14 protein-coding genes are annotated in these 18,481 nt (G+C 64.3%); 3 read left to right on the forward strand and 11 right to left on the reverse strand.

All coding sequences use genetic code 11. The annotated features are described in order from the left end of the window. Nucleotide 1 precedes the first annotated feature (1 nt). The 6 genes from H351_RS25230 to dnaK form a co-directional block, all read right to left on the reverse strand. The gene (locus H351_RS25230) at nucleotides 2–859 is read right to left on the reverse strand and encodes a branched-chain amino acid ABC transporter permease (RefSeq protein WP_029254728.1); all 858 of its coding nucleotides are present in this window, start codon (nucleotides 857–859) and stop codon (nucleotides 2–4) included. Then, complete coding sequence (locus H351_RS25235; protein WP_019749387.1) at nucleotides 856–2,070, reverse strand: ABC transporter substrate-binding protein; 1,215 nt, start codon at nucleotides 2,068–2,070, stop codon at nucleotides 856–858. Before H351_RS25235 ends, H351_RS25230 begins: the two co-directional genes overlap by 4 nt. Before the next feature lie 334 nt (nucleotides 2,071–2,404). Continuing rightward, entirely contained in the window at nucleotides 2,405–2,815 is a 411-nt protein-coding gene (locus H351_RS25240; RefSeq protein ID WP_003944355.1) for a heat shock protein transcriptional repressor HspR, read from the reverse strand. Then, a complete protein-coding gene (gene dnaJ, locus H351_RS25245) occupies nucleotides 2,812–3,984 on the reverse strand; it encodes a molecular chaperone DnaJ (protein WP_019749386.1) in 1,173 nt (390 codons plus the stop codon). Before dnaJ ends, H351_RS25240 begins: the two co-directional genes overlap by 4 nt. A gap of 22 nt (nucleotides 3,985–4,006) precedes the next feature. Continuing rightward, complete coding sequence (gene grpE, locus H351_RS25250; protein ID WP_019749385.1) at nucleotides 4,007–4,603, reverse strand: nucleotide exchange factor GrpE; 597 nt, start codon at nucleotides 4,601–4,603, stop codon at nucleotides 4,007–4,009. Next, nucleotides 4,600–6,453 carry a molecular chaperone DnaK gene (gene dnaK, locus H351_RS25255; protein WP_019749384.1) on the reverse strand — a complete coding sequence of 618 codons (1,854 nt, stop codon included), beginning with the start codon at nucleotides 6,451–6,453 and terminating at the stop codon, nucleotides 4,600–4,602. Before dnaK ends, grpE begins: the two co-directional genes overlap by 4 nt. Before the next feature lie 262 nt (nucleotides 6,454–6,715). Between dnaK and H351_RS25260 the strand changes: the two genes are divergently transcribed. Continuing rightward, entirely contained in the window at nucleotides 6,716–7,291 is a 576-nt protein-coding gene (locus H351_RS25260; protein WP_019749383.1) for a hypothetical protein, read from the forward strand. Further along, nucleotides 7,288–8,292 (forward strand): TIGR03617 family F420-dependent LLM class oxidoreductase, encoded by a 1,005-nt coding sequence (locus H351_RS25265; RefSeq protein WP_029254727.1) that lies wholly within the window; start codon nucleotides 7,288–7,290, stop codon nucleotides 8,290–8,292. Before H351_RS25260 ends, H351_RS25265 begins: the two co-directional genes overlap by 4 nt. Before the next feature lie 19 nt (nucleotides 8,293–8,311). Here H351_RS25265 and H351_RS25270 read toward each other — a convergent pair whose 3' ends face one another. The 5 genes from H351_RS25270 to H351_RS25290 all read right to left on the reverse strand — a co-directional run bounded on the left by H351_RS25270 (nucleotide 8,312) and on the right by H351_RS25290 (nucleotide 16,423). Next, a complete protein-coding gene (locus H351_RS25270) occupies nucleotides 8,312–8,956 on the reverse strand; it encodes an FMN-dependent NADH-azoreductase (RefSeq protein WP_029254726.1) in 645 nt (214 codons plus the stop codon). 23 nt (nucleotides 8,957–8,979) lie between these two features. Beyond that, on the reverse strand, nucleotides 8,980–10,563 hold the full coding sequence (locus H351_RS25275) for an MFS transporter (protein WP_029254725.1): 1,584 nt from the start codon (nucleotides 10,561–10,563) through the stop codon (nucleotides 8,980–8,982). Between the two features lie 104 nt (nucleotides 10,564–10,667). After that, complete coding sequence (locus H351_RS25280) at nucleotides 10,668–12,152, reverse strand: dynamin family protein (RefSeq protein WP_029254724.1); 1,485 nt, start codon at nucleotides 12,150–12,152, stop codon at nucleotides 10,668–10,670. Then, nucleotides 12,149–14,017, reverse strand: coding sequence for a dynamin family protein (locus H351_RS25285; RefSeq protein ID WP_029254723.1), 1,869 nt, complete (start codon nucleotides 14,015–14,017; stop codon nucleotides 12,149–12,151). Before H351_RS25285 ends, H351_RS25280 begins: the two co-directional genes overlap by 4 nt. 123 nt (nucleotides 14,018–14,140) lie before the next feature. Then, on the reverse strand, nucleotides 14,141–16,423 hold the full coding sequence (locus H351_RS25290) for an IniB N-terminal domain-containing protein (protein ID WP_037119256.1): 2,283 nt from the start codon (nucleotides 16,421–16,423) through the stop codon (nucleotides 14,141–14,143). A 335-nt stretch (nucleotides 16,424–16,758) separates the two neighbouring features. Here H351_RS25290 and H351_RS25295 point away from each other — a divergent pair, with 335 nt between their 5' ends. After that, a complete protein-coding gene (locus tag H351_RS25295; RefSeq protein WP_029254721.1) occupies nucleotides 16,759–18,480 on the forward strand; it encodes an Hsp70 family protein in 1,722 nt (573 codons plus the stop codon). Nucleotide 18,481 lies beyond the last annotated feature (1 nt).

Genomic DNA, 18,481 nt, shown 5'->3' on the forward strand with positions numbered 1-18,481 from the left:
TTCACACCACCCGTTCTCGGACGTTGCCGAACAAGCCGGCAGGTTTGACCATCAAGATGATGATCAGCACCGTGAAGACGGCGATATTGCTGTACTGACTTCCCGCCCACAGGGCGGTGAACGATTCCACCAGGCCGACGGTCAGGCCGCCGATCAAAGCGCCTGGCAGAGAGCCGAACCCGCCGATCGCCAACGCCACGAATCCCTTGAGGGCCAGCGCGGCACCCAACGTCGCAACTGCAAACGTCTTGGGGCCGACAAGGAGTCCGAGGACACCGGCCAATGCACCCGAGAAGGCAAACGCACCCAGCGCCAACCGTCGTACATTGACTCCTCGCAGCATCGCCGCTTCACGATCCTCGGAGATGCCGATCAGAGCCAGACCCGTCATGGTCTTCTTCGAGACGTAACTCAACCCGATGACCAGTGCGATCGCCGCAACAAGCAGAGCGATCTCCACCGGGTAGGTACGGCCGCCGAGTAGGGTGATCGGTTCGTTCGATCCGAAGAACGGAACCGTGAGAGGTTCACTACCCCAAATCAATTGAGTTGCACCATTGAGCAGCGTGGCAACGCCAAGCGTGGTGACCAGCTGGTTCTGGTGATCGGCCACCGGTCTGATCGCGACGATCTCCTCGACCGAGGCGAGGAGCATCACGGTCACGGTTGCCATGACGGCCACCACGAGAACGGGAAGTTTCAGGGTCACGAGACCCGAGTAGGCGACGAAAGTGCCCACCATCATCAGCTGAGCTTGAGCGAAGTTGAACGTGTTGGAGGAAACGAAAACGATGTTGTACCCGATGGCAACCAGCACGTAGACCGCGCCGAGCGCCAATCCGGACCACAGAATGGTCATGACGCAGCCGGGTTTCCGAACTGACCGTTGAGGATCTTCGTCGGGCTGATGAACTTCAGCTCACTGGTATCCGGGTTCGGGCCGTGGTTGTCAGAGCTGAAGTTGTAGCGCGAGAGGAATGCGGTCTTGGCATTCTCCTGAACCTCTGCGGTTTCCAGTGCTTCGGCGAGCTTCTTCGGATCGGTCGAACTGCCGACCTTCTCCGCTGCTGCCGCGACGAGGGGGAATGCGTCGTAGTTGTCCGCGAGGATCAGCGTCGACGGGATCGAGCCCAGCGACGCCATCGTGTCCACCATCGTGTTGACGAGCGCGTTGTTCGGATCGAACACCGTGCTGGTGAACACCTGCGTCACCAGGTTCTTCACCTGCGGGGTGCCGAGCACGCCGGCGGGCGGATCATTGGCGATGAGGTTGGTGGCAGAGACCGACGTGTTGCCGATCAACGGCACGTCCCAGCCGAGTCGCTCCAGGCTCTGCAACACGTATCCGAGCGGGGCGCCGTACGCGTCCAACGCGATTGCCGTTGCACCGGCATTCTTGAGGGACTGCAACTGCGCCGTCATGTCCAGAGCAGCGGCGTCGTATTCTTCGTTGCCGGCAGCCTTCAGACCGACCTTCTCGAGCGCACCGGTCATCTCCTCGCCGAAGAGTTCACCGTAAGCGGTACTACCGTGCAGGACTCCGACGCTGCTGTAGCCCTTGGTCTTTGCATACTCGGAGATGCCGCGAGCGGTGTCGGTCGCGCCCGGAGCCAGGTCGAAGTTCAGCGGGAACTTCGAGGGGTCCGTGGAATCGGGAGAAGGCGCCATGCTCAGCGAGAGGATGTTGTTCTGCTTGAGGATCGGGAGAACCGCAGCCGCGATCGACGAAGGACCCGAGTTGAGGTAGAGGTCAGGCTTGTTCCCCGAGTTGATGGCTTCGCGCAGCTTGGTGACGGCGATGGTTGCATCACCCGCGTCGTCCACAGTGGTGAGCTCGATCTGACGGCCGCCGATGCCCCCGGCCTCGTTCTGGACCTGAACGCCGGCCTTCGTGGCCAGCAGGGAAGTCTGCGAGTTCGCCGCGAGAACACCCTGCGCACTGATCCCGCCGGTCAGCAGGACGCGGTACGGCGAATCCGCGCCACCTTCGGACTCCGAAGAACCACTACACCCCGCGAGAGCCAGAGCCGTCACGGCAACTGCCGCAACAAGAATGGGCCGACGATTCATGTCTGCACTCCTAGAACACATGTATGCACCGAACGTCAGGCGAATACCTGACGAAAGAAGGATCGGCCGGTGGGAACGCCTGATTTCGAGCACCAGCCAACCAAGCACCCGCTTGATGATCTAGCAAGCAGTTGCTTGGGTTGGAGCATAGAATGTGATCTGGATAACGTCAAACGCACAAAAGAGGAGTCATGGAAGCGGACGCTATGCATATTCGGGCGGCCTCGACAGACCGATTCCCGCTGGGTGGAAACGCCAAAACGGCCCCACGCCCTGCGGGATTCGATGAGGTGAATCCGAGCAGGGCGTGGAGCCGTTTGCGTAAAGGTCTGAACTATCGCTGGTTTCGTGGCTTCCAAACCACCAACGCGTTGTTGCGTGGAATCGGAACGAGGTCCCGGCGATAGCCCGCATGGACTTTCGCGATTTCCTCGGCCAGTTCGCGGACGCGATGCTGCAGAGCCTCGACCTGGTTGGTCAGTTCGATGATCCGTTTGATTCCGGCGAGGTTGACGCCCTCGTCCTGCGAAAGCCGTTGCACTTCACGCAGAAGCGCAACATCACGCGGGGAGTAGCGTCGTCCGCCACCAGTGGTTCGGTGAGGGGTGACCAAACCGAGTCGATCGTAGTTACGCAAGGTCTGCGCATGCATGCCGGCCAACTCGGCTGCCACCGAGATCACGAAGATCTGGGCGTCAGGATCGACCGTCGCATCCCATTGATTCTGCGGTCGTTCGGTCATCATGCACCGGCCCACCCGGCCCGTGGATCGAACCCGCTCGCCTTCTCGGCTTCGAGATAGGTCTTCAGCGCTTCGATCGCCGGGTCGTCCAACTTCTGCGGGACGGATACCTTGACGGTGACCAGAAGGTCGCCGGCCCCCTCGGGACGCTTGGGGATGCCGCGTCCGCGAACTCGCAGAATGCGTCCGTCCACCGTTCCGGCCGGAACCTTCACTCCGACACGGCCGTCCAGGGTCGGCACGGACAGTGTCGTCCCGAGCACCAGTTCGCCGTAGCTCACCGGAACCGTCAGCGTCAGATCGTCGCCGTTACGGCCGAAGACATTGTCCGGCTTGACGCGGATGTTGACGAACAGGTCACCCGCCGGAGCTCCGCGGAGACCCGCTTCGCCCTTGCCCTTGAGTCTGATTTTCTGACCGTCGCTCACGCCTGCCGGCACGCGAACCGTGATGGTCCGTGTCCGGTTGGTGACGCCGCTACCGTGGCAGTCCTCGCAAGGCGAGTCGATGATCGAGCCGGTTCCCCGGCAGTCGTCACACGGCTCACTGAATCCGAATGCGCCCTGGTTGCGGCTGACCACGCCGGTTCCGTTGCAATGCGGGCACACTCGCGGGCTGGTGCCCGGCTTTGCGCCGCTGCCGTGACACGTGGTGCACGACGTCGGGCTGGTCAGACGAAGTGGGACGGTGACACCGAGCGCCGCTTCGCGGAAGGCGAGCGTCGTCTCGGTCTCGAGGTCCTTGCCTCGACGCGGGCGGTTGGGCGCAGCGGTGCGCTGGCCCGCTCCCCCGCGATTGAACAACCCGCCGAAGATGTCTCCGAGACCCGAGTCCTGCCCGCCGGCACCGCCGCCGAACAGGTCGTTGATGTCGAAACCACCAGCGCCGGGGTTGAATCCACCGCCACCTTGCGCACGGGGACCGAAGCCTCCGCTGGCAAAGAGGCGCCTGGCCTCGTCGTACTCCTTGCGCTTGTCCGGATCAGACAGAACGGCATGAGCTTCACTGACGGACTTGAAACGCTCTTCGGCCTTCGCATCGTCAGGGTTGGCGTCGGGATGAAGATCCCGGGCCAGCTTGCGATACGCCTTCTTGATTTCGTCGGCCGTCGCGGTGGACGAGACGCCCAGCTCCTTGTAGAAGTCCTTCTCGATCCACTCCCGTTGACTCACTGGGCGTCTCCTCCTCTCACTCTTACTTCGCTTCTTGTTCTGAACCGTCTGCAGGCTTGTCGCCTACCCGGTCCGTCACGGCCACCATTGCGGTCCGAAGGACCCGGTCGCCGAGCTTGTAACCCTTGCGCATGACCGTCCCGAGTACGGGGTCGTGGCCTTCGCCTTCATGCTGCACCGCTTCGTGGAGTGCGGGATCGAAATCGTCGCCCTCGTTACCGAAGTCGGTCAAACCCAGACCCGTCAGGGTCGTGTTGAGCTTGTCCGCGAGTGCACGCAGTGGACCTGATTCGAGGTCACCGTGTGCCCGAGCGCGATCCAGGTCGTCGAGGATTCCGATGAGTTCGGTGATGACCGAAGCGCGCGCGGTTTCCTTGATGACCTGCTTGTCACGCTCGACGCGACGACGGTAGTTGGTGAACTCCGCCTGAAGTCGCTGCAGATCCGCAGTTCGTTCGGCGAGCTGATCGGTGGCGGATGCTTCCTCCACGATCGACTCTGCTTCCTGAACTACCCCTGTGTCTTCCGAGTCGAGCGGCGGCAGGGATTCCCCCGCCGCCTCTCCCTGTGCACCGGTCTCGGGGTCGACCGGGTTGTTCTCGGAGTTGTCCGAGGTCACTTCTTGTCCGAGTCGGTGGGCTCGTCGACAACCTCGGCGTCGACGACGTCGTCGTCATTGCCTGCGCCGTCGGTGTTTCCGGCCTCGTTTGCAGCGGAAGCCTCGTAGATGGCCTGGCCCAGAGCCTGCGACTCGGTGCCCAGCTTCTCCACTGCGGTCTTCACTGCAGCGATGTCGGTGCCTGCCAGGGCGTCGTTGACGTCCTTGACCGCTGCCTCGACCTTGGTCAGGATCTCCTCGGAGACCTTGCCCGCGTTCTCACCTTCACGCTGCTCCTTGACGAACTTCTCCGTCTGGTGGACCAGCGACTCGGCCTGGTTGCGGACCTCTGCCTCTTCGCGACGTGCCTTGTCTTCCTCGGCGTGAGCCTCGGCGTCCTTGACCATGCGCTCGATCTCTTCCTTGGACAGACCGGAGCCGTCCTGGATCTTGATCGTGTTTTCCTTGCCGGTGCCCTTGTCCTTCGCCGTCACGTGCACGATGCCGTTGGCGTCGATGTCGAAGGTGACCTCGATCTGCGGAACGCCACGCGGGGCGGGCGGCAGATCGGTGAGCTCGAAGGAGCCGAGCAGCTTGTTGTGCGAAGCGATTTCGCGCTCACCCTGGAAGACCTGGATCTGCACCGAAGGCTGATTGTCGTCAGCGGTGGTGAAGGTCTCGGAACGCTTCGTGGGGATGGTGGTGTTGCGCTCGATGAGCTTGGTCATCACGCCACCCTTGGTTTCGATACCGAGGGAAAGCGGCGTGACGTCGAGGAGCAGAACGTCCTTGACCTCGCCCTTGAGCACGCCGGCCTGGAGTGCGGCGCCGACTGCGACGACCTCGTCCGGGTTGACACCCTTGTTGGGCTCACGGCCACCGGTCAGTTCACGAACCAGATCGGAGACTGCCGGCATACGGGTGGAGCCACCGACGAGCACGACATGGTCGATGTCCTTGACGGCGATTCCGCTGTCCTTGATCACTGCCTGGAACGGCGCACGGGTGCGATCGAGCAGGTCCGAGGTGATCTTCTGGAACTCGCTGCGGGAGAGCTGCTCGTCCAGGAAGAGCGGGTTCTTGTCCGCGTCGACCGTGATGTACGGGAGGTTGATGGAGGTGCTCTGCGAGCTGGAGAGCTCGATCTTCGCCTTCTCCGCAGCCTCACGCAGACGCTGCAGGGCCATCTTGTCCTTGGTCAGATCGATGCCGTTCTGAGCCTTGAACTTGTCGACCAGCCAAGCGACGACGCGCTCGTCCCAGTCGTCGCCACCGAGGTGGTTGTCACCGGAGGTTGCGCGAACCTCGACGACGCCGTCGCCGATTTCGAGCAGGGAGACGTCGAAGGTGCCGCCACCGAGGTCGAAGACCAGAATGGTCTGCTCGGTGTCACCCTTGTCCAGTCCGTATGCCAGTGCAGCCGCGGTGGGCTCGTTGACGATACGAAGGACGTTGAGGCCGGCGATCTGGCCGGCTTCCTTGGTTGCCTGACGCTGTGCGTCCTCGAAGTATGCGGGGACGGTGATGACGGCGTCGGTGATGTCTTCGCCGAGGTAAGCCTCCGCGTCACGCTTGAGCTTCATCAGCGTGCGGGCGCTGATTTCCTGCGGCGTGTACTTCTTGCCGTCGATTTCCACGTTCCAGTCAGTGCCGATGTGGCGCTTGACGGAGCGGAGGGTGCGGTCGACGTTCGTGACTGCCTGGTTCTTCGCGGGCTGACCGACGAGAACCTCGCCGTTCTTGGCAAATGCGACCACCGAGGGGGTGGTACGTGAGCCTTCGGCGTTGGCGACCACTACGGGCTCGCCGCCCTCCAGCACTGCAACTACCGAGTTGGTCGTACCGAGATCGATACCGACTGCACGAGCCATAGTGTTCCTACCTTTCGTTCTGCGGTTCTCTGCCCGAGTGGTTGATCTCGAACATGACCGCGAGTTTTTCGCTTGGTGAGCGTCCTCCGCTCAAGTTTGCCTCCGACCGTGGCCGGGAGTCAACTTGAAGTTGAGCCGAGGGCGCTCAAGCTTGTCGAAATGGTCAACTACAGCCCACGTAGATTTGTTCCCGCCTTCTCCGAAAAGCCGAAAAAGTGCGCCACATCACTTCCGAATCTCTCCGAATGGCTACGATCGGCCGGTGACCGATCCCGACAATTCTCCCGTTCGACCTGCTCGACCGGCGCCGGCGCGCCCCGCACCCGAGCGACCCGACGTCTCGGTTCGGCCGCTCCGACCTGCAGCGAACGACGAGATGCCCAAGGCCGTGACCTTGTCCACCTCTGCCTGGATCGGCTCGTTCGTCGTCCTGGCCGGTATCGCCGGAGTGGTAGTCACCAGCCTCGACGACGTCCGGTCAGCCCTCGAAGAATCGACTGCGCGCGACAATCCCGGATACTCGTCCACCGATATCTCCGATGCCGTGACGGTCGTCCTGGCCGGCAGTGGCGGCGGCGCTCTCGTCCTGATCCTGCTCGCACTCATGAGCCTTCAACTCCTCCGTGCCCGCAAGAACGCCGGGCGGGTGATGACGGCGATCGTCGGAGCCCTCAGCATCGCGGCCGGGCTCGGCTTCATGTCTCTGGTCGACGGCGCTGCGGATATCGGCGCCGGAGTTCTGAGATGGGGTCCGATTCTCTACTGCGTCCTTGTAGCAGTGGCGGCGATCGCTCCGTTCGCTCCCGGTGTCAGCACCTGGCTGCGAGTACGCCGATGAAGGTTCACGTACAACTCGACTCCGCGCCGGGCGCGGGCGCTGCTCGCAGCCGTGAACTCGCGGAGACCGGCGCCGGTGGCCTGTTCACCTTCGAGGGACCACACGACGTGTTCTTCCCGCTCGTCGAAGCGGCATCGGCCGTCGACCTCGACCTGATGACCAACGTCGCCATCGCATTCCCCCGCAGTCCCATGCATCTGGCGCATTCGGCCAACGACCTACAGTTGCTCAGTCGCGGCCACTTTCGCCTCGGTCTCGGATCGCAGATCAAACCACACATCGAAAAACGCTACAGCGCAACGTGGTCGCGTCCAGCGGCCCGCATGAAGGAGACGGTCGCAGCGGTCAAGGCGATCTTCACGGCGTGGGAGAACACCTCGACGCTGAACTTCCGCGGCGAGTTCTTCACCCACACTCTGATGCCCCCGACGTTCGATCCAGGCCCCAATCCCTATGGACCGCCGCCCATCCTGATGGGTGCGCTCGGACCGGTGATGACCCGGACGGCGGCGGAGGTGGCCGACGGACTCCTGGTCATGCCGTTCCACACGCAACGCCATTTCCTCGAACGAACACTTCCGGCCGTCGATGCCGGCCTCCGTGAATCCGGCCGCACCCGAGACGAATTCACGATCATCCCGCAGGTCATCGTCGGCGTCGGCCGCGGCGACGATCAACTTGCCGCGGCCGCCCGAGGCGTCAGAGCCCTGCTCTCGTTCTACGGTTCGACGCCCGCATACCGTCCGGTGCTCGACGTCGAAGGGTGGGGCGAGGTCCAACCGGAACTCAATGCCCTGTCGAAGCGAGGTGGTTACGCCGACATGGCATCACTGATCACCGATCCGATGCTGACCACACTCGCCGTCGTCGGCACCCCCGAAGAGTGTGCAGCCGAGATTCGGCGCCGGTTCGGCGAGCATGCCGACGAAGTGTGCTCCTACTTCCCGGGTTACGACGTAGAACCGTCAGACGTGGCGTCGATGATCTCGCTTCTCACCTGAACCTGGTCGAACTTCCTGATCAGGCCCCCAAGGTACGGGCCAGCTCGGTCAACGACTCCCGGGCAGCACGCAGGCTCGCGTCACCCTGCTCGATCAGCGGTGCCATCGCCGGAATACGCTGCGCCAAAGTCAGTTCCGCGGTGATGACGGAGACATCCATTCCCATCGACACCCCGAGCACCTGAACGAGTGGCGGGACGGTGTGATCGTTGGCCTCGTTCCCCGAGCCCGGTGCATAGGTGTTCCCACGGCTGGACACGATCACCACGGGCTTACCTGCGAGCGGCTGAGTACGCGTGTCGAAAGGCACCGTAGTCCCCAGGACGTGCACGTAATCTATCCACGCCTTCAACGTCGACGGGATCGACCAGTTGTACATCGGCGCGCCGATCACGACTACGTCTGCAGCGGTAAGTTGCTCGATGACCCGAGCCTGTAGTGCTTCCGCGGCGGGATCCGGAATCTCCCCATCGACTCGCAAGCGTGGTGCGTAGTGCAGGGCCGCATCCGCGAGGTGCGGCAACGGATCCCGGTGCAGGTCCACCGTCACCGTCGTGTGATCCGGGCTGTTCTTCGACCACTGCTGAGCGAACAGGGCAGTCAGATCACGCGAGGTTGAGTTGTGGAGTTCGGCAGACGAATCGATGTGAAGTAGCTGTGGCATCCCTCATCACTACCAGAGCGCGCTCAACTCTTCTCCGCGGCGAGATCGGATTCTGCCGCGTACTGCGCCAGCAGGACACGTTCGCGCTCGCGATGCGGATAGAAGAACGTCACCACCGCGGCCCCGGCACACACGATGATGATCGCCGCGATGTAGGCGTTTGTATCCCCGTCCAGGAAGGCGTTTTTGGCGGCGGTCATGATTTGGTCCGCGTATTGCGGGTAGCGTTCCGCCAGAACTTCGGCGCTGGAGAAAGATTTGGTGAGCGCGGCCTGAGTTTCGGGAGTCACCTCGGATGCGTTCGGCGATGACGAGATCGCAGTACCCAACGATTTTGCGTAACCGGCCGTGAGTATTCCGCCGAGAATCGACTGCATGATGGCCCCGCCCAGGTCACGTTGCAGGTCCGACGTTCCCGACGCCATACCAGCGCGGTGCACGGGAACGGATCCGGTCAGCGAACGCGATGCCGGTGTGCCGGCCAGGCCGACGCCGATCCCGACGAGCGCATAGGCCAGCGCGACCTGCCAATACTGTGTGCTTTCGTTCCACAGGAAAAGCGCGACAAACAACCCGAGAACCACGAACAGGTAGCCGGAGAGCAGCGTGACGCGGGCGCCGTACCTTTCGATCATGGTCGCCGAGCGCGGCGCAACGATCACCATCGCCAGCGCAGCCGGAATGATCGCCGCACCGGCTGCCAGCGTCGAGTAGCCGAGGACGTTCTGCAGGAACTGCTGGCCGATGAACATCGCGCCCATGAGCGAACCGAACACGACCAACCCGCCCACCGCCGCGACCCAGAAGGTCGGGCGCGCAGCTACGTGAAGATCGAACAGCGGATTGACCGCGCGTCGCTGTTGCAGGAAGAACCCGATACCCGCGACGACCGCTATCGCCCCGAGCACCAGAGCCAACGTGCCCGAACCCTTCACCGGCGCAAAGTTGATGGACAGCACCAGCGCCCCGATGAAGACGATCGACACTATGCCGCCGAGGTGATCAACTCGCTCGGTCGTCTCGTTGACGTGCGCGGGCACCAACACCAGCGAACAGATCAGTGCCACGAGAGCCAACGGAAGGGTGACGAAGAAGACCGAACCCCAGTGAAACTGCTCGAGCAGCGCCCCCGAGACGATCGGACCGAGTGCTGAAATCGCGCCACCGATTGCGGACCACATGGCAATCGCCTTGGTCCGTGCCGGTCCGGCCCACAGCGCCGTGATGATCGCCAGCGTGGTCGGGAATGCAAGACCTGCCGAGACGCCTCCGACTATCCGAGCAAGGAACAGCACTTCGAAGTTCCCGGCGAATCCAGCCACGATCGACGCCGGAATAGACAGCGCCATGCCGGTGACCAGCAGCATCTTGCGGCCGTATCGGTCTCCCAACGCCCCAAGGTAGAGCACCGTTCCGGCCAGGCCCAACGAGTACCCGACCGCGATCAGGTTCAGTTGTGTCTGGCTGGCGTCGAAGGCCCGCCCGATGTCCGGCAGCGCGACATTCGCGACCGAGAGATTGAGATTCGCGACCGCAGCGACCAGGATGAGCGTCCCCAGGACGAGGGTGGCTCGATCCGGTGAATCGGACTTGATGTCACTCGCCATGCGCGTGCTCCCATCGAGGTGGGACCCGAACCTGGGAGTTATGTCCGGGTCATCCCGAACTCAAGATAGAACCCTCTCCAAGCGCTCGCACAGTGAACGGGTCCCTATTCGGGCACAATTTCAGCCAAGACGCCCTCGGCGCTGCGGGCAGCAACCAGGCAGGCGCGGGAGGTGAACCTGTCGAAGAGCGGATGCCTGGACAACTCGCGCCATCGCCGGACAGCCGCGGTAGCCCGCGCACGCTGCACCTCCGGCGATTCTTCCGGTTCGCAGCCCAACCGGTCACTGGCCCGGATTCCGTAGCCACCGATCAGCCTTTGTAGTTGTGCCAGGTCGTCGGGTGGCAGATCTGTGTGTACCGAACGAAGTCGCCCGAGCAGGCGAAGTTCGTGGAAACCGTGAACATCGGCAAGCAACCGTTGTGCCTCCGCCGCGATCTGGTCGCCTTCCTCACTCGGATCAGCTTCGAGGATCCTGCCCAACGTCACCAGTGCTGTGTGCGATTTCAGTTGATCCGCGCGCTGCCCGAATTGAACGTCGATCACCTGACGAAGCTCGTCCAGTCCGCTTCGCTCCAGCAATTCGGCTGCCAGACTCGGTGAATCAGTGGCACCCAGCTTGATCGACGTCACGGCGAGGCGAATTCCGAAGAGCCCGAACCGATCGGCCAATTGCGCCCGCATCGCCGCATCGACCGGGAGTGGACTGTCCTGCCTGGCAAAACGATCCGCGGAGAGCAGTGCCAGGCTCAGATCCTCGGATGCAACTTGCGCGAGCGCCGAGAAGGCAGCGAACTCACTCTGCCTCATCGTCCGTGCGGCGAGTGCCAGCAGACCTGCCACGGGAACCACCGACTGACACAGGCCGGTTCGCTCCAATTCCTCGGCAAATCGTGCCGCGACGTCCTTCGCCGAAGACAACGCGTCGAGCCTGCCTGCGCCGACCTCGTCGGCACGCGAGAGAACACCGATCACTCCGAGCGGGCCGGATTCTCCGCCGACATGATCAGCGATCTTCCCGAGGAACTGCATGTCACTGGCGTTCAGGGCGCGCAGCAGGTAGACCACCGCGTCCGCGCCGGGCGCACCACCATCGGGAACCAGCATGTCCCAGGTTCGGGCCGAAACCTCGGTCGAGAGCGAAGACGTACCTGGGGTGTCGATGATCGTTGTACGAGCCAATGCCGAAGACGGCCAGTCGACGTCGATGCGGTCCACCGAGTCTGCGGTGTACTCCCCCAGATCGAACGTGAGCCTGCCGTCGCGGCGCGTCACCGGCACGTTGAACTCGGCACCGTTCTCGGCCGTCGCAGTCACCTGGGGCGTTGTCCCGTTCCGATACCAGGTGACGACGCGCGTGCACTCCGTCGCGTCGGTAGGCGCTATATCCTGTCCGACAAGCGAATTGAGCAGCGTCGACTTCCCCGCCTTGAGGGAGCCGGCGAGCGCCACCCGGAGTGGCTCGTCGAGCCTGGCAGCGCATTCGTCCAACTGGGCTCGCGTCTGCGGCTGGTCCGCGTAGACCCGTCTGGCCTGGTCGATCAGAGCATGTGCCGACTCCACAGCGGTCACGGCGGTCGTGGCACTCATGCGTTGCTCACCTTTGCCGAAGCAGGAGCCGGAGTTTCGCCGATCAGCTTTCCGGCAACGGTGTCAAGCTCTGCGACGACGCGCATGTCGGTCTCCAGACGCTTGATACGAGCGGCGTGTTCGCTCGACTCCAACTGCGCAGCTTCCTGCGTGGCGCGGAGGGATTCGTTGATCGAGCGCAGCGCCTGCTCGGCGATGTCGGTGAAGTGATCCCGCAGGAGCCGCTGCACCAGGCGGAGGCGGTCCTTCGACTCCTTGCCCACCTGGAAGCTGACGTCGTCGGCGAACCGTCGGATAGCCGCTTTCGCCTCGGCCCGACGCTTGAGCACCTGTGCTTGTTTGTCTTCGCGATAAGCCTTGGTACCCAGCAGAACCCCGGCTCCGATGGAGATCGGGTTGACCAGTGCCATGCCCATCATCGTGGTGATCAAGCCGAACATCAAGACGCCGCCGTACGAGCCGCGCATGCCGACCAGGACCTTCTGAGTGATGCCGATACGGCCGGATTCGAGGTCCGACAACGCGCCAACCGGTTCCAGGAAACCGTCGGTGTCGGCGACGTCGAGATGCGGGAGCGCGACGTCGCCGGTCTCCGCGAAGTGCTGCGCCACAACTTCTGCCAACCATTGAGCTCGATCGTGAGCCCACACGAAGTTGTCACCGATAGCGGTGGCGATCTCCTGTTCGAGCCACTCCCCCACTACGTCCCAGTCCTTACCTGGATCGCCTTCGTCGACCGTCTCTTCGGCCTGGCGGGTGACCCGGCGCAACCGGTCCCGGAGGTCGTGATCGATGTCGGCGGCAAGGTCTGCAATGCCGTCGCCGAGGCTCTGTTGCCAGAGCGAGGTCTTCTTGTGCAGTTCCTCGGCCGCTGCCCGGGCACGCTGCAGGCCGGCGACCGCCGCTTGAGCGGTGGACGGATCCTTCAGCGCCGCAAGCTCACTGCCCATCTCCAACGTCAGATGTGCTGCCGAGGAACGCACGTCCATCGCAACTGCGCGTCGCGTGTTCGACTCGGCACGCGCAACCACGTTGTCCCGCAGGAACTGATAGAGGTCCAGAAATCCGGATTCCGCCTCGAGTTCCTTGTCCCCCAGCCTCAGTGCGTGCGACCGCAGTACCGAGGAGATCGGAATGAGCGGCAGGTCCAACCCGGCGCGCTGGAGATGTCCGCGATCGGCGTCGAGGATCTGTCGCCAGTGCGGGTACAGATCGGTCTTGCTGATCAGACCGGCCACCGCAGGACACAGATTGACGACCTGGCGGATGAATCCCAGCTCGGGTTCGGTGAACTCCTGACTGGAGTCCGACAGAACCAACACGGCATCGGCCGCAGTGATCAATCCCAATGTTCCTGCAGCATGCGGATTTCCATGACCACCGACACCGGGGGTGTCGATCAGAACCAAACCGTCGGCCAACAGCGGACTGGGAACACCCACTTCCACACGCAGAACTTCACGCCCTTCGGCGCGAGGCGTGGCCGGGGTGATCCCCATCAGTTCTTCGAGCGGGAAGGGCACCCGGATGGGCGCCGCACCCGGATCGGCGAGAATCAATTCGGCGACCGCGGTCTCCGCGTACTGCACGACCGTCGCCACGGCAGTGGTCTCGTCGTCACCGACCGAACACACGTCGATGCCGAGCAGAGAATTGACGAACTGGCTCTTGCCCTGTTTGAGGGGACCGACCACCACGATACGAATACGTGGATCATTGACTCTGACCTGAGCATTCTCGAGTCGGCGCACCAGATCCGTGCGCCCGAAATCCTTCGCCACGACGGCTGTTCGTTCGAGCAACGACGCCGTCGACGACGCGACGCGCGCCTTCCGACTGCTTACCTGACTCGCTGAATCACTCATGAGCTACGTTGACCCGCAATTCTTCCCGACTCGAATATCCGGCCCTGCGAACGCATAGCGCACGCAGGGCCGGATTTGTTACATCAGGTCATTTTGACCGATTTCAGTTCCTGCGTCAGCAGATCAGGGATGCAGGTGATCGACAACCGCAACCGGGTCGATGTGATCGACCGGTGCTGCAACCGAATCCTCGGCGAAGAGCGAGTGTCCGGTATCGGCGCTCAGTCCCGAATCGGAGCCCGCACCGAAAGCGTCGGTCGCATCGATCGACGACCACGGGTTCAGCGCACCGGTCAAGGAACTTGTCAGGTCGGACACGCCGCTGACTGCTCCACCGAGGGATCCACCCAGGTCAGCGACTCCGCCGCCAACGGTACCGCCACCGTCGACGGTGCCACCGGCAGCCGCGGCTGCGTCGGCACCGATCGAACCTGTCACGTCGGTGACTGCTCCGACAGCCCCGCCGAGCGATCCACCGAGATCGGTGACGCCGTTCAGTGCTCCGCCGAGCGACCCACCCAAACCGGCCGCAGCGTTCGTGGCGGCGTCGAGACCTGCTGTTGCGTCGAGACCTGCTGTTGCGTCCAGAGCACCGCCCACCGTTGCTCCGAGGTCGCCGGTCACACCGCCGAGGTTCAGGCCGTCTGCCGCGATGCTTCCGAGGTCGACGGAAGGCAGTTCAGCGGAGATCGGGCCAAGGTTCACTGCGCCGAGGTCGACGGAGGGCAGGTCGGCGCCGATCGAACCGGTGTCGATTCCGCCGAGGTTCAGTGCCGTGTCCAGCGCTCCACCGAGTGCGCCTTCGGCACCGAGAACGCTGTCGAGAGAGCCCCCCAGCCCGAGGCCGGCTCCCAGCGCACCGTCCAGCGCGCCGGTGAGGTCCGTGCCCACGGAACCGACAGCACCCAAGCCGCCTGCACCTGCGAGAGCGGTGTCGAGAGCCGCAGCCACACCGGCTGCCAAGCCTGCTTCGCCGCCCAGCCCGAGTGCACCACCGAGGTCGATTCCGGTAAGTCCGCCTGCGCCCAGCGCTGCGTCGAGTGCGCCGCCGAGACCGCCCGCCAGCCCGGCATCGATGCCGAGTGCCGAACCGAGGACACCTTCGAGGGCCGTAGACAGATTCGCACCGCCGCCCAGAGCCGCTGCGAGGTCTGCGCCGAGACCGCCTTCGAGGTCGAGTGCTCCCCCGAGCAGTCCACCGAGTGCGCCGCCCAGATCGGCGCCGACCGTTCCGCCGGCACCGAGGGCGCCGGAGAGTGCCGCGCTGAGCTGAGCGCCCAGGTCTGCACCGCCGCCGAGTACGGCGTCGAGGTCGAGTCCTCCGCCGAGGCCCAGTGCTGCGTCGAGTGCGCCGCCGAGTGCAGTTTCCAAGCCGCCGCCGACTCCGAGAGCTCCGCCGAGTGCGCCGCTCAGTGCAGCACCGAGATCGAGGCCGCCCGCGATATCGGTGAGAACGCTGACATCCGTGATCGCTCCGAGGACGCCGCCGAGTGATGCACCCAGATCGGCGCCGATCGTGCCGCCGGCTCCCAGGACACCGGAGAGCGCGCCGGACAACGCCGTGCTGAGGTCGCCCGTCAGAGCGCCGGCCAGATCGAGGCCGCCGCCCAGTGCAAGGGCGGATTCCAGTGCGCCGGTCAGGCTCGCGCCCAGTTCGCCGCCGATGTCGAGGAGACCGCTGAGGTCTGCTGCGCCGCCGAGGAGTCCACCGAGAGCCAGTCCGAGGTCGGCTCCGAGGTCGCCACCGATGGCAAAGACGGGTGCGAGGGCTCCGCTGAGCCCCGCCGTCAGGTCGAGTCCGCCGACCGCACCGATGGCGGCGTCCAGGGCTGCGCCCAGTTCCGCGGTCAGACCGCCGGTCACTCCGAGGGCGCCGCCCAGAGCCGCGCTGAGCTGTGCGCCCAGATCGAGAGCTCCTTCGAGATCGAGTGCACCGCCGAGGCCCAGGCCGGCTTCGATGACGGCGCCGAAGGCTGCGCCGAGGTCGGCACTGATCTCGCCGCCGATGGCAAGCGCAGCGCTGAGGGCTGCTGCGAAGTCGCCGACCAGGTCGAACTGGCCGCCGAGGGCGCCTCCGACTCCGAGGCCTGCACCGGCACCGAGACCCAGGCTGCCGCCGAGGCCGCCACCTAGTCCACCGGTGAGACCACCACCGATTCCGAGACCGCCGCCGATGGCACCCGCAGCGGACGCGCCGGCGTTGACGATCGCGGACAGGTCGGCGCCGCCACCGGCAAACAGTCCGGACTCGGCAACCAGCGGAGCGACGGCGACGATGTCGGCGGGGCTGACGTCGCACAGACCGGCAGCATTGAGTGCCGCGGTCGGGTTGGCGCAGTAGTTGGCAGCTGCCTCGTCGTCACGAAGTAGCCCGAGGATGAATTCGAGTACGGCGTTCGTTGCCATGGCGGGTTCTCCTGAAGTTCGTTGACCGGGTTGTTGCCGGTGGGTTGTTGCCGGTGATCCGGAAACTGGTGCGCTGCCAGAGGTAGCGAGTGGAATCAACGCTAAGAACTTTTGCGACTGGGGCCAACGGGGAGCGCCCCCCTCTTCTGCGTGGACAGACGGGGAAGCCCCCTACGGGGTACGCAGGCTCGGAATAGGGGGATTTGCTCCGATTAGGGGATCGGTCCCCTACTTCGCCGCGACGCCTCCGATCCGGTAACGATCTAGGTCCTGAAACCGACATCGCAGACAACCGCGACAGTCCTTCTGTCGCCCACGACCAGGGGAGTTCGTTCATGGCGGCAGGGCTCGGCATCAGCATCGGTTCGGCCACTCTCGTAGCTGTCACCGACGGCTCGACCGGTGAAACGCAACAGGTCCGCTTACCCAGTGCGCTGCAATTGGAGGACGGATCCGTCATCACCGGATTTGTCGAGCGCGTCGGAGACCCGATCCCGATACTTGCCGCCGACGGTACCGAGTACCGCGGCGAGGCTCTCGCAGCGACAGCGGTAGGCGCGCTCGTCGGCCAGGCTGGCGGCGAAGAAGGTCCAGCTGTTGTCCTGGCTCACCCGGTGGGGTGGAATCGTCACACAGCACGCACCATGGAGTCCGCGCTGGACGACGCCGGGGTTCACGGGGCTACTCTCGTCGCCGAACCCGCGGCCGTCATGGCGTGGCTCGCCGCTTCCGGAAACGCTGCCAACGACGGTCTGACCGTCGTCTACGACCTCGGCGCTCGCTCGCTCGACGTCACGATGATGTCCACGACCGGCGGACGAAGCGAGATCTTCGGAAAGCCACTGCGCAGCGAGGACATCGGCGGCGACGAATTCGATCACCTCGTCACCGTGCACCTGCTCGATGCGGTTTCCGACCACTTCGCAGCCCTTGATCCCTTTGCTCCCGAGACGATTGCAGCGCTGGAAACTCTGCGCGAGCAAGCCCGCGCAGCCAAGGAGGAACTTTCCACCGAGACGGAAACCGTTGCTCGCGTGACGCTTCCCGGCGCCGTCAGCGACATTCGACTGGTTCGTTCCGAGCTCGAGGATCTGATCAGGCCCGCCCTCACCGAATCGGTGGCCTTGGTTCGCAAAAGCCTGCGATCTGCCGGCGTCGAGTCCAGTGATGTCAATCAGGTTGTTCTGGCCGGCGGAAGCTCGTCCATTCCCCTTGTCGCCGAACTACTGTCCGCGGAGCTTCGTGTTCCGGTGATCGCCGACGCCGATCCCGCGTCGTGCGCGGCGTCCGGCGCCGCGGCACTCGCCCTCGACGCCCGAGACTCGCAAGTGCCGGCCGCCGCCACTGCAGTGATTCCCGCCGAGCCGTCGCGCAAGCCCGCACCGGTTCCTGCCTTCTCGACTCCGTTGCTTGCCGAGCCGACAGAGGAAGAGAACACGGCGACTCGACGCTCGTCGAGGGTGGGCGTCGTTGCTGCGGTGGTAGGAGCGTTCATCGTGCTCGCCGCAGGCGGACTCGGAATCGGAACGGCCATGGACAAGATCAACGTTCCGTCCAGTTCGGCGGACACCACCAGTGAGTCCACCTCGTCCACCGCTTCGACCACGCCGGGCTCTACCCCCGGCAGCACCACGGCAGCCGAAGCAGCAGGCACCGGATCCACGACTGCGAACAACGTTACTCAGAACAATCAGCCCGGCTCTCCTGCTGCCGCAGGCGGTTCGACGACGGCACCAGGGGCAGTTCCGGTTGCCGGCGCACCAGCTGGATCTGCTCCCGCACCAGGTGAGACCGCCCAGTCGGCGCCTGCACCTGCCGCACCCGGCGCCCCGGCGCCCGCACCGGCTCCCGCCCCGGCACCGGCGCCCGCGCCCGGAGCAGGCGTCGGAACCGGTATCGGTGATGCTGCGACCGGCATCGGCAACGGTGTCGGCGGTTTGGTCGACGGCGTCGGGGACGGTGTCGGCGGCGTGGTCGGAGGTCTCGGTAACGTCGTCGGTGGTGTCGGAAACGTGGTCGGTGGTGTCGTCGGCGGCGTCACCGCGCCGATCCGCTGAC

It is taken from the genome of Rhodococcus erythropolis R138, from assembly GCF_000696675.2.
Classification (GTDB): domain Bacteria; phylum Actinomycetota; class Actinomycetes; order Mycobacteriales; family Mycobacteriaceae; genus Rhodococcus_F; species Rhodococcus_F erythropolis.

Excerpts from the sequence above, each read along its gene's own strand:
- H351_RS25265 (WP_029254727.1), top strand. The coding sequence starts at position 7,288 with ATGAAGGTTCACGTACAACTCGACTCCGCGCCGGGCGCGGGCGCTGCT.
- H351_RS25240 (WP_003944355.1), bottom strand. The coding sequence starts at position 2,815 with ATGATGACCGAACGACCGCAGAATCAATGGGATGCGACGGTCGATCCT.
- H351_RS25280 (WP_029254724.1), bottom strand. The coding sequence starts at position 12,152 with ATGAGTGCCACGACCGCCGTGACCGCTGTGGAGTCGGCACATGCTCTG.
- H351_RS25230 (WP_029254728.1), bottom strand. The coding sequence starts at position 859 with ATGACCATTCTGTGGTCCGGATTGGCGCTCGGCGCGGTCTACGTGCTG.
- H351_RS25290 (WP_037119256.1), bottom strand. The coding sequence starts at position 16,423 with ATGGCAACGAACGCCGTACTCGAATTCATCCTCGGGCTACTTCGTGAC.
- H351_RS25235 (WP_019749387.1), bottom strand. The coding sequence starts at position 2,070 with ATGAATCGTCGGCCCATTCTTGTTGCGGCAGTTGCCGTGACGGCTCTG.
- H351_RS25285 (WP_029254723.1), bottom strand. The coding sequence starts at position 14,017 with ATGAGTGATTCAGCGAGTCAGGTAAGCAGTCGGAAGGCGCGCGTCGCG.
- H351_RS25270 (WP_029254726.1), bottom strand. The coding sequence starts at position 8,956 with ATGCCACAGCTACTTCACATCGATTCGTCTGCCGAACTCCACAACTCA.
- H351_RS25275 (WP_029254725.1), bottom strand. The coding sequence starts at position 10,563 with ATGGCGAGTGACATCAAGTCCGATTCACCGGATCGAGCCACCCTCGTC.
- dnaK (WP_019749384.1), bottom strand. The coding sequence starts at position 6,453 with ATGGCTCGTGCAGTCGGTATCGATCTCGGTACGACCAACTCGGTAGTT.
- H351_RS25295 (WP_029254721.1), top strand. The coding sequence starts at position 16,759 with ATGGCGGCAGGGCTCGGCATCAGCATCGGTTCGGCCACTCTCGTAGCT.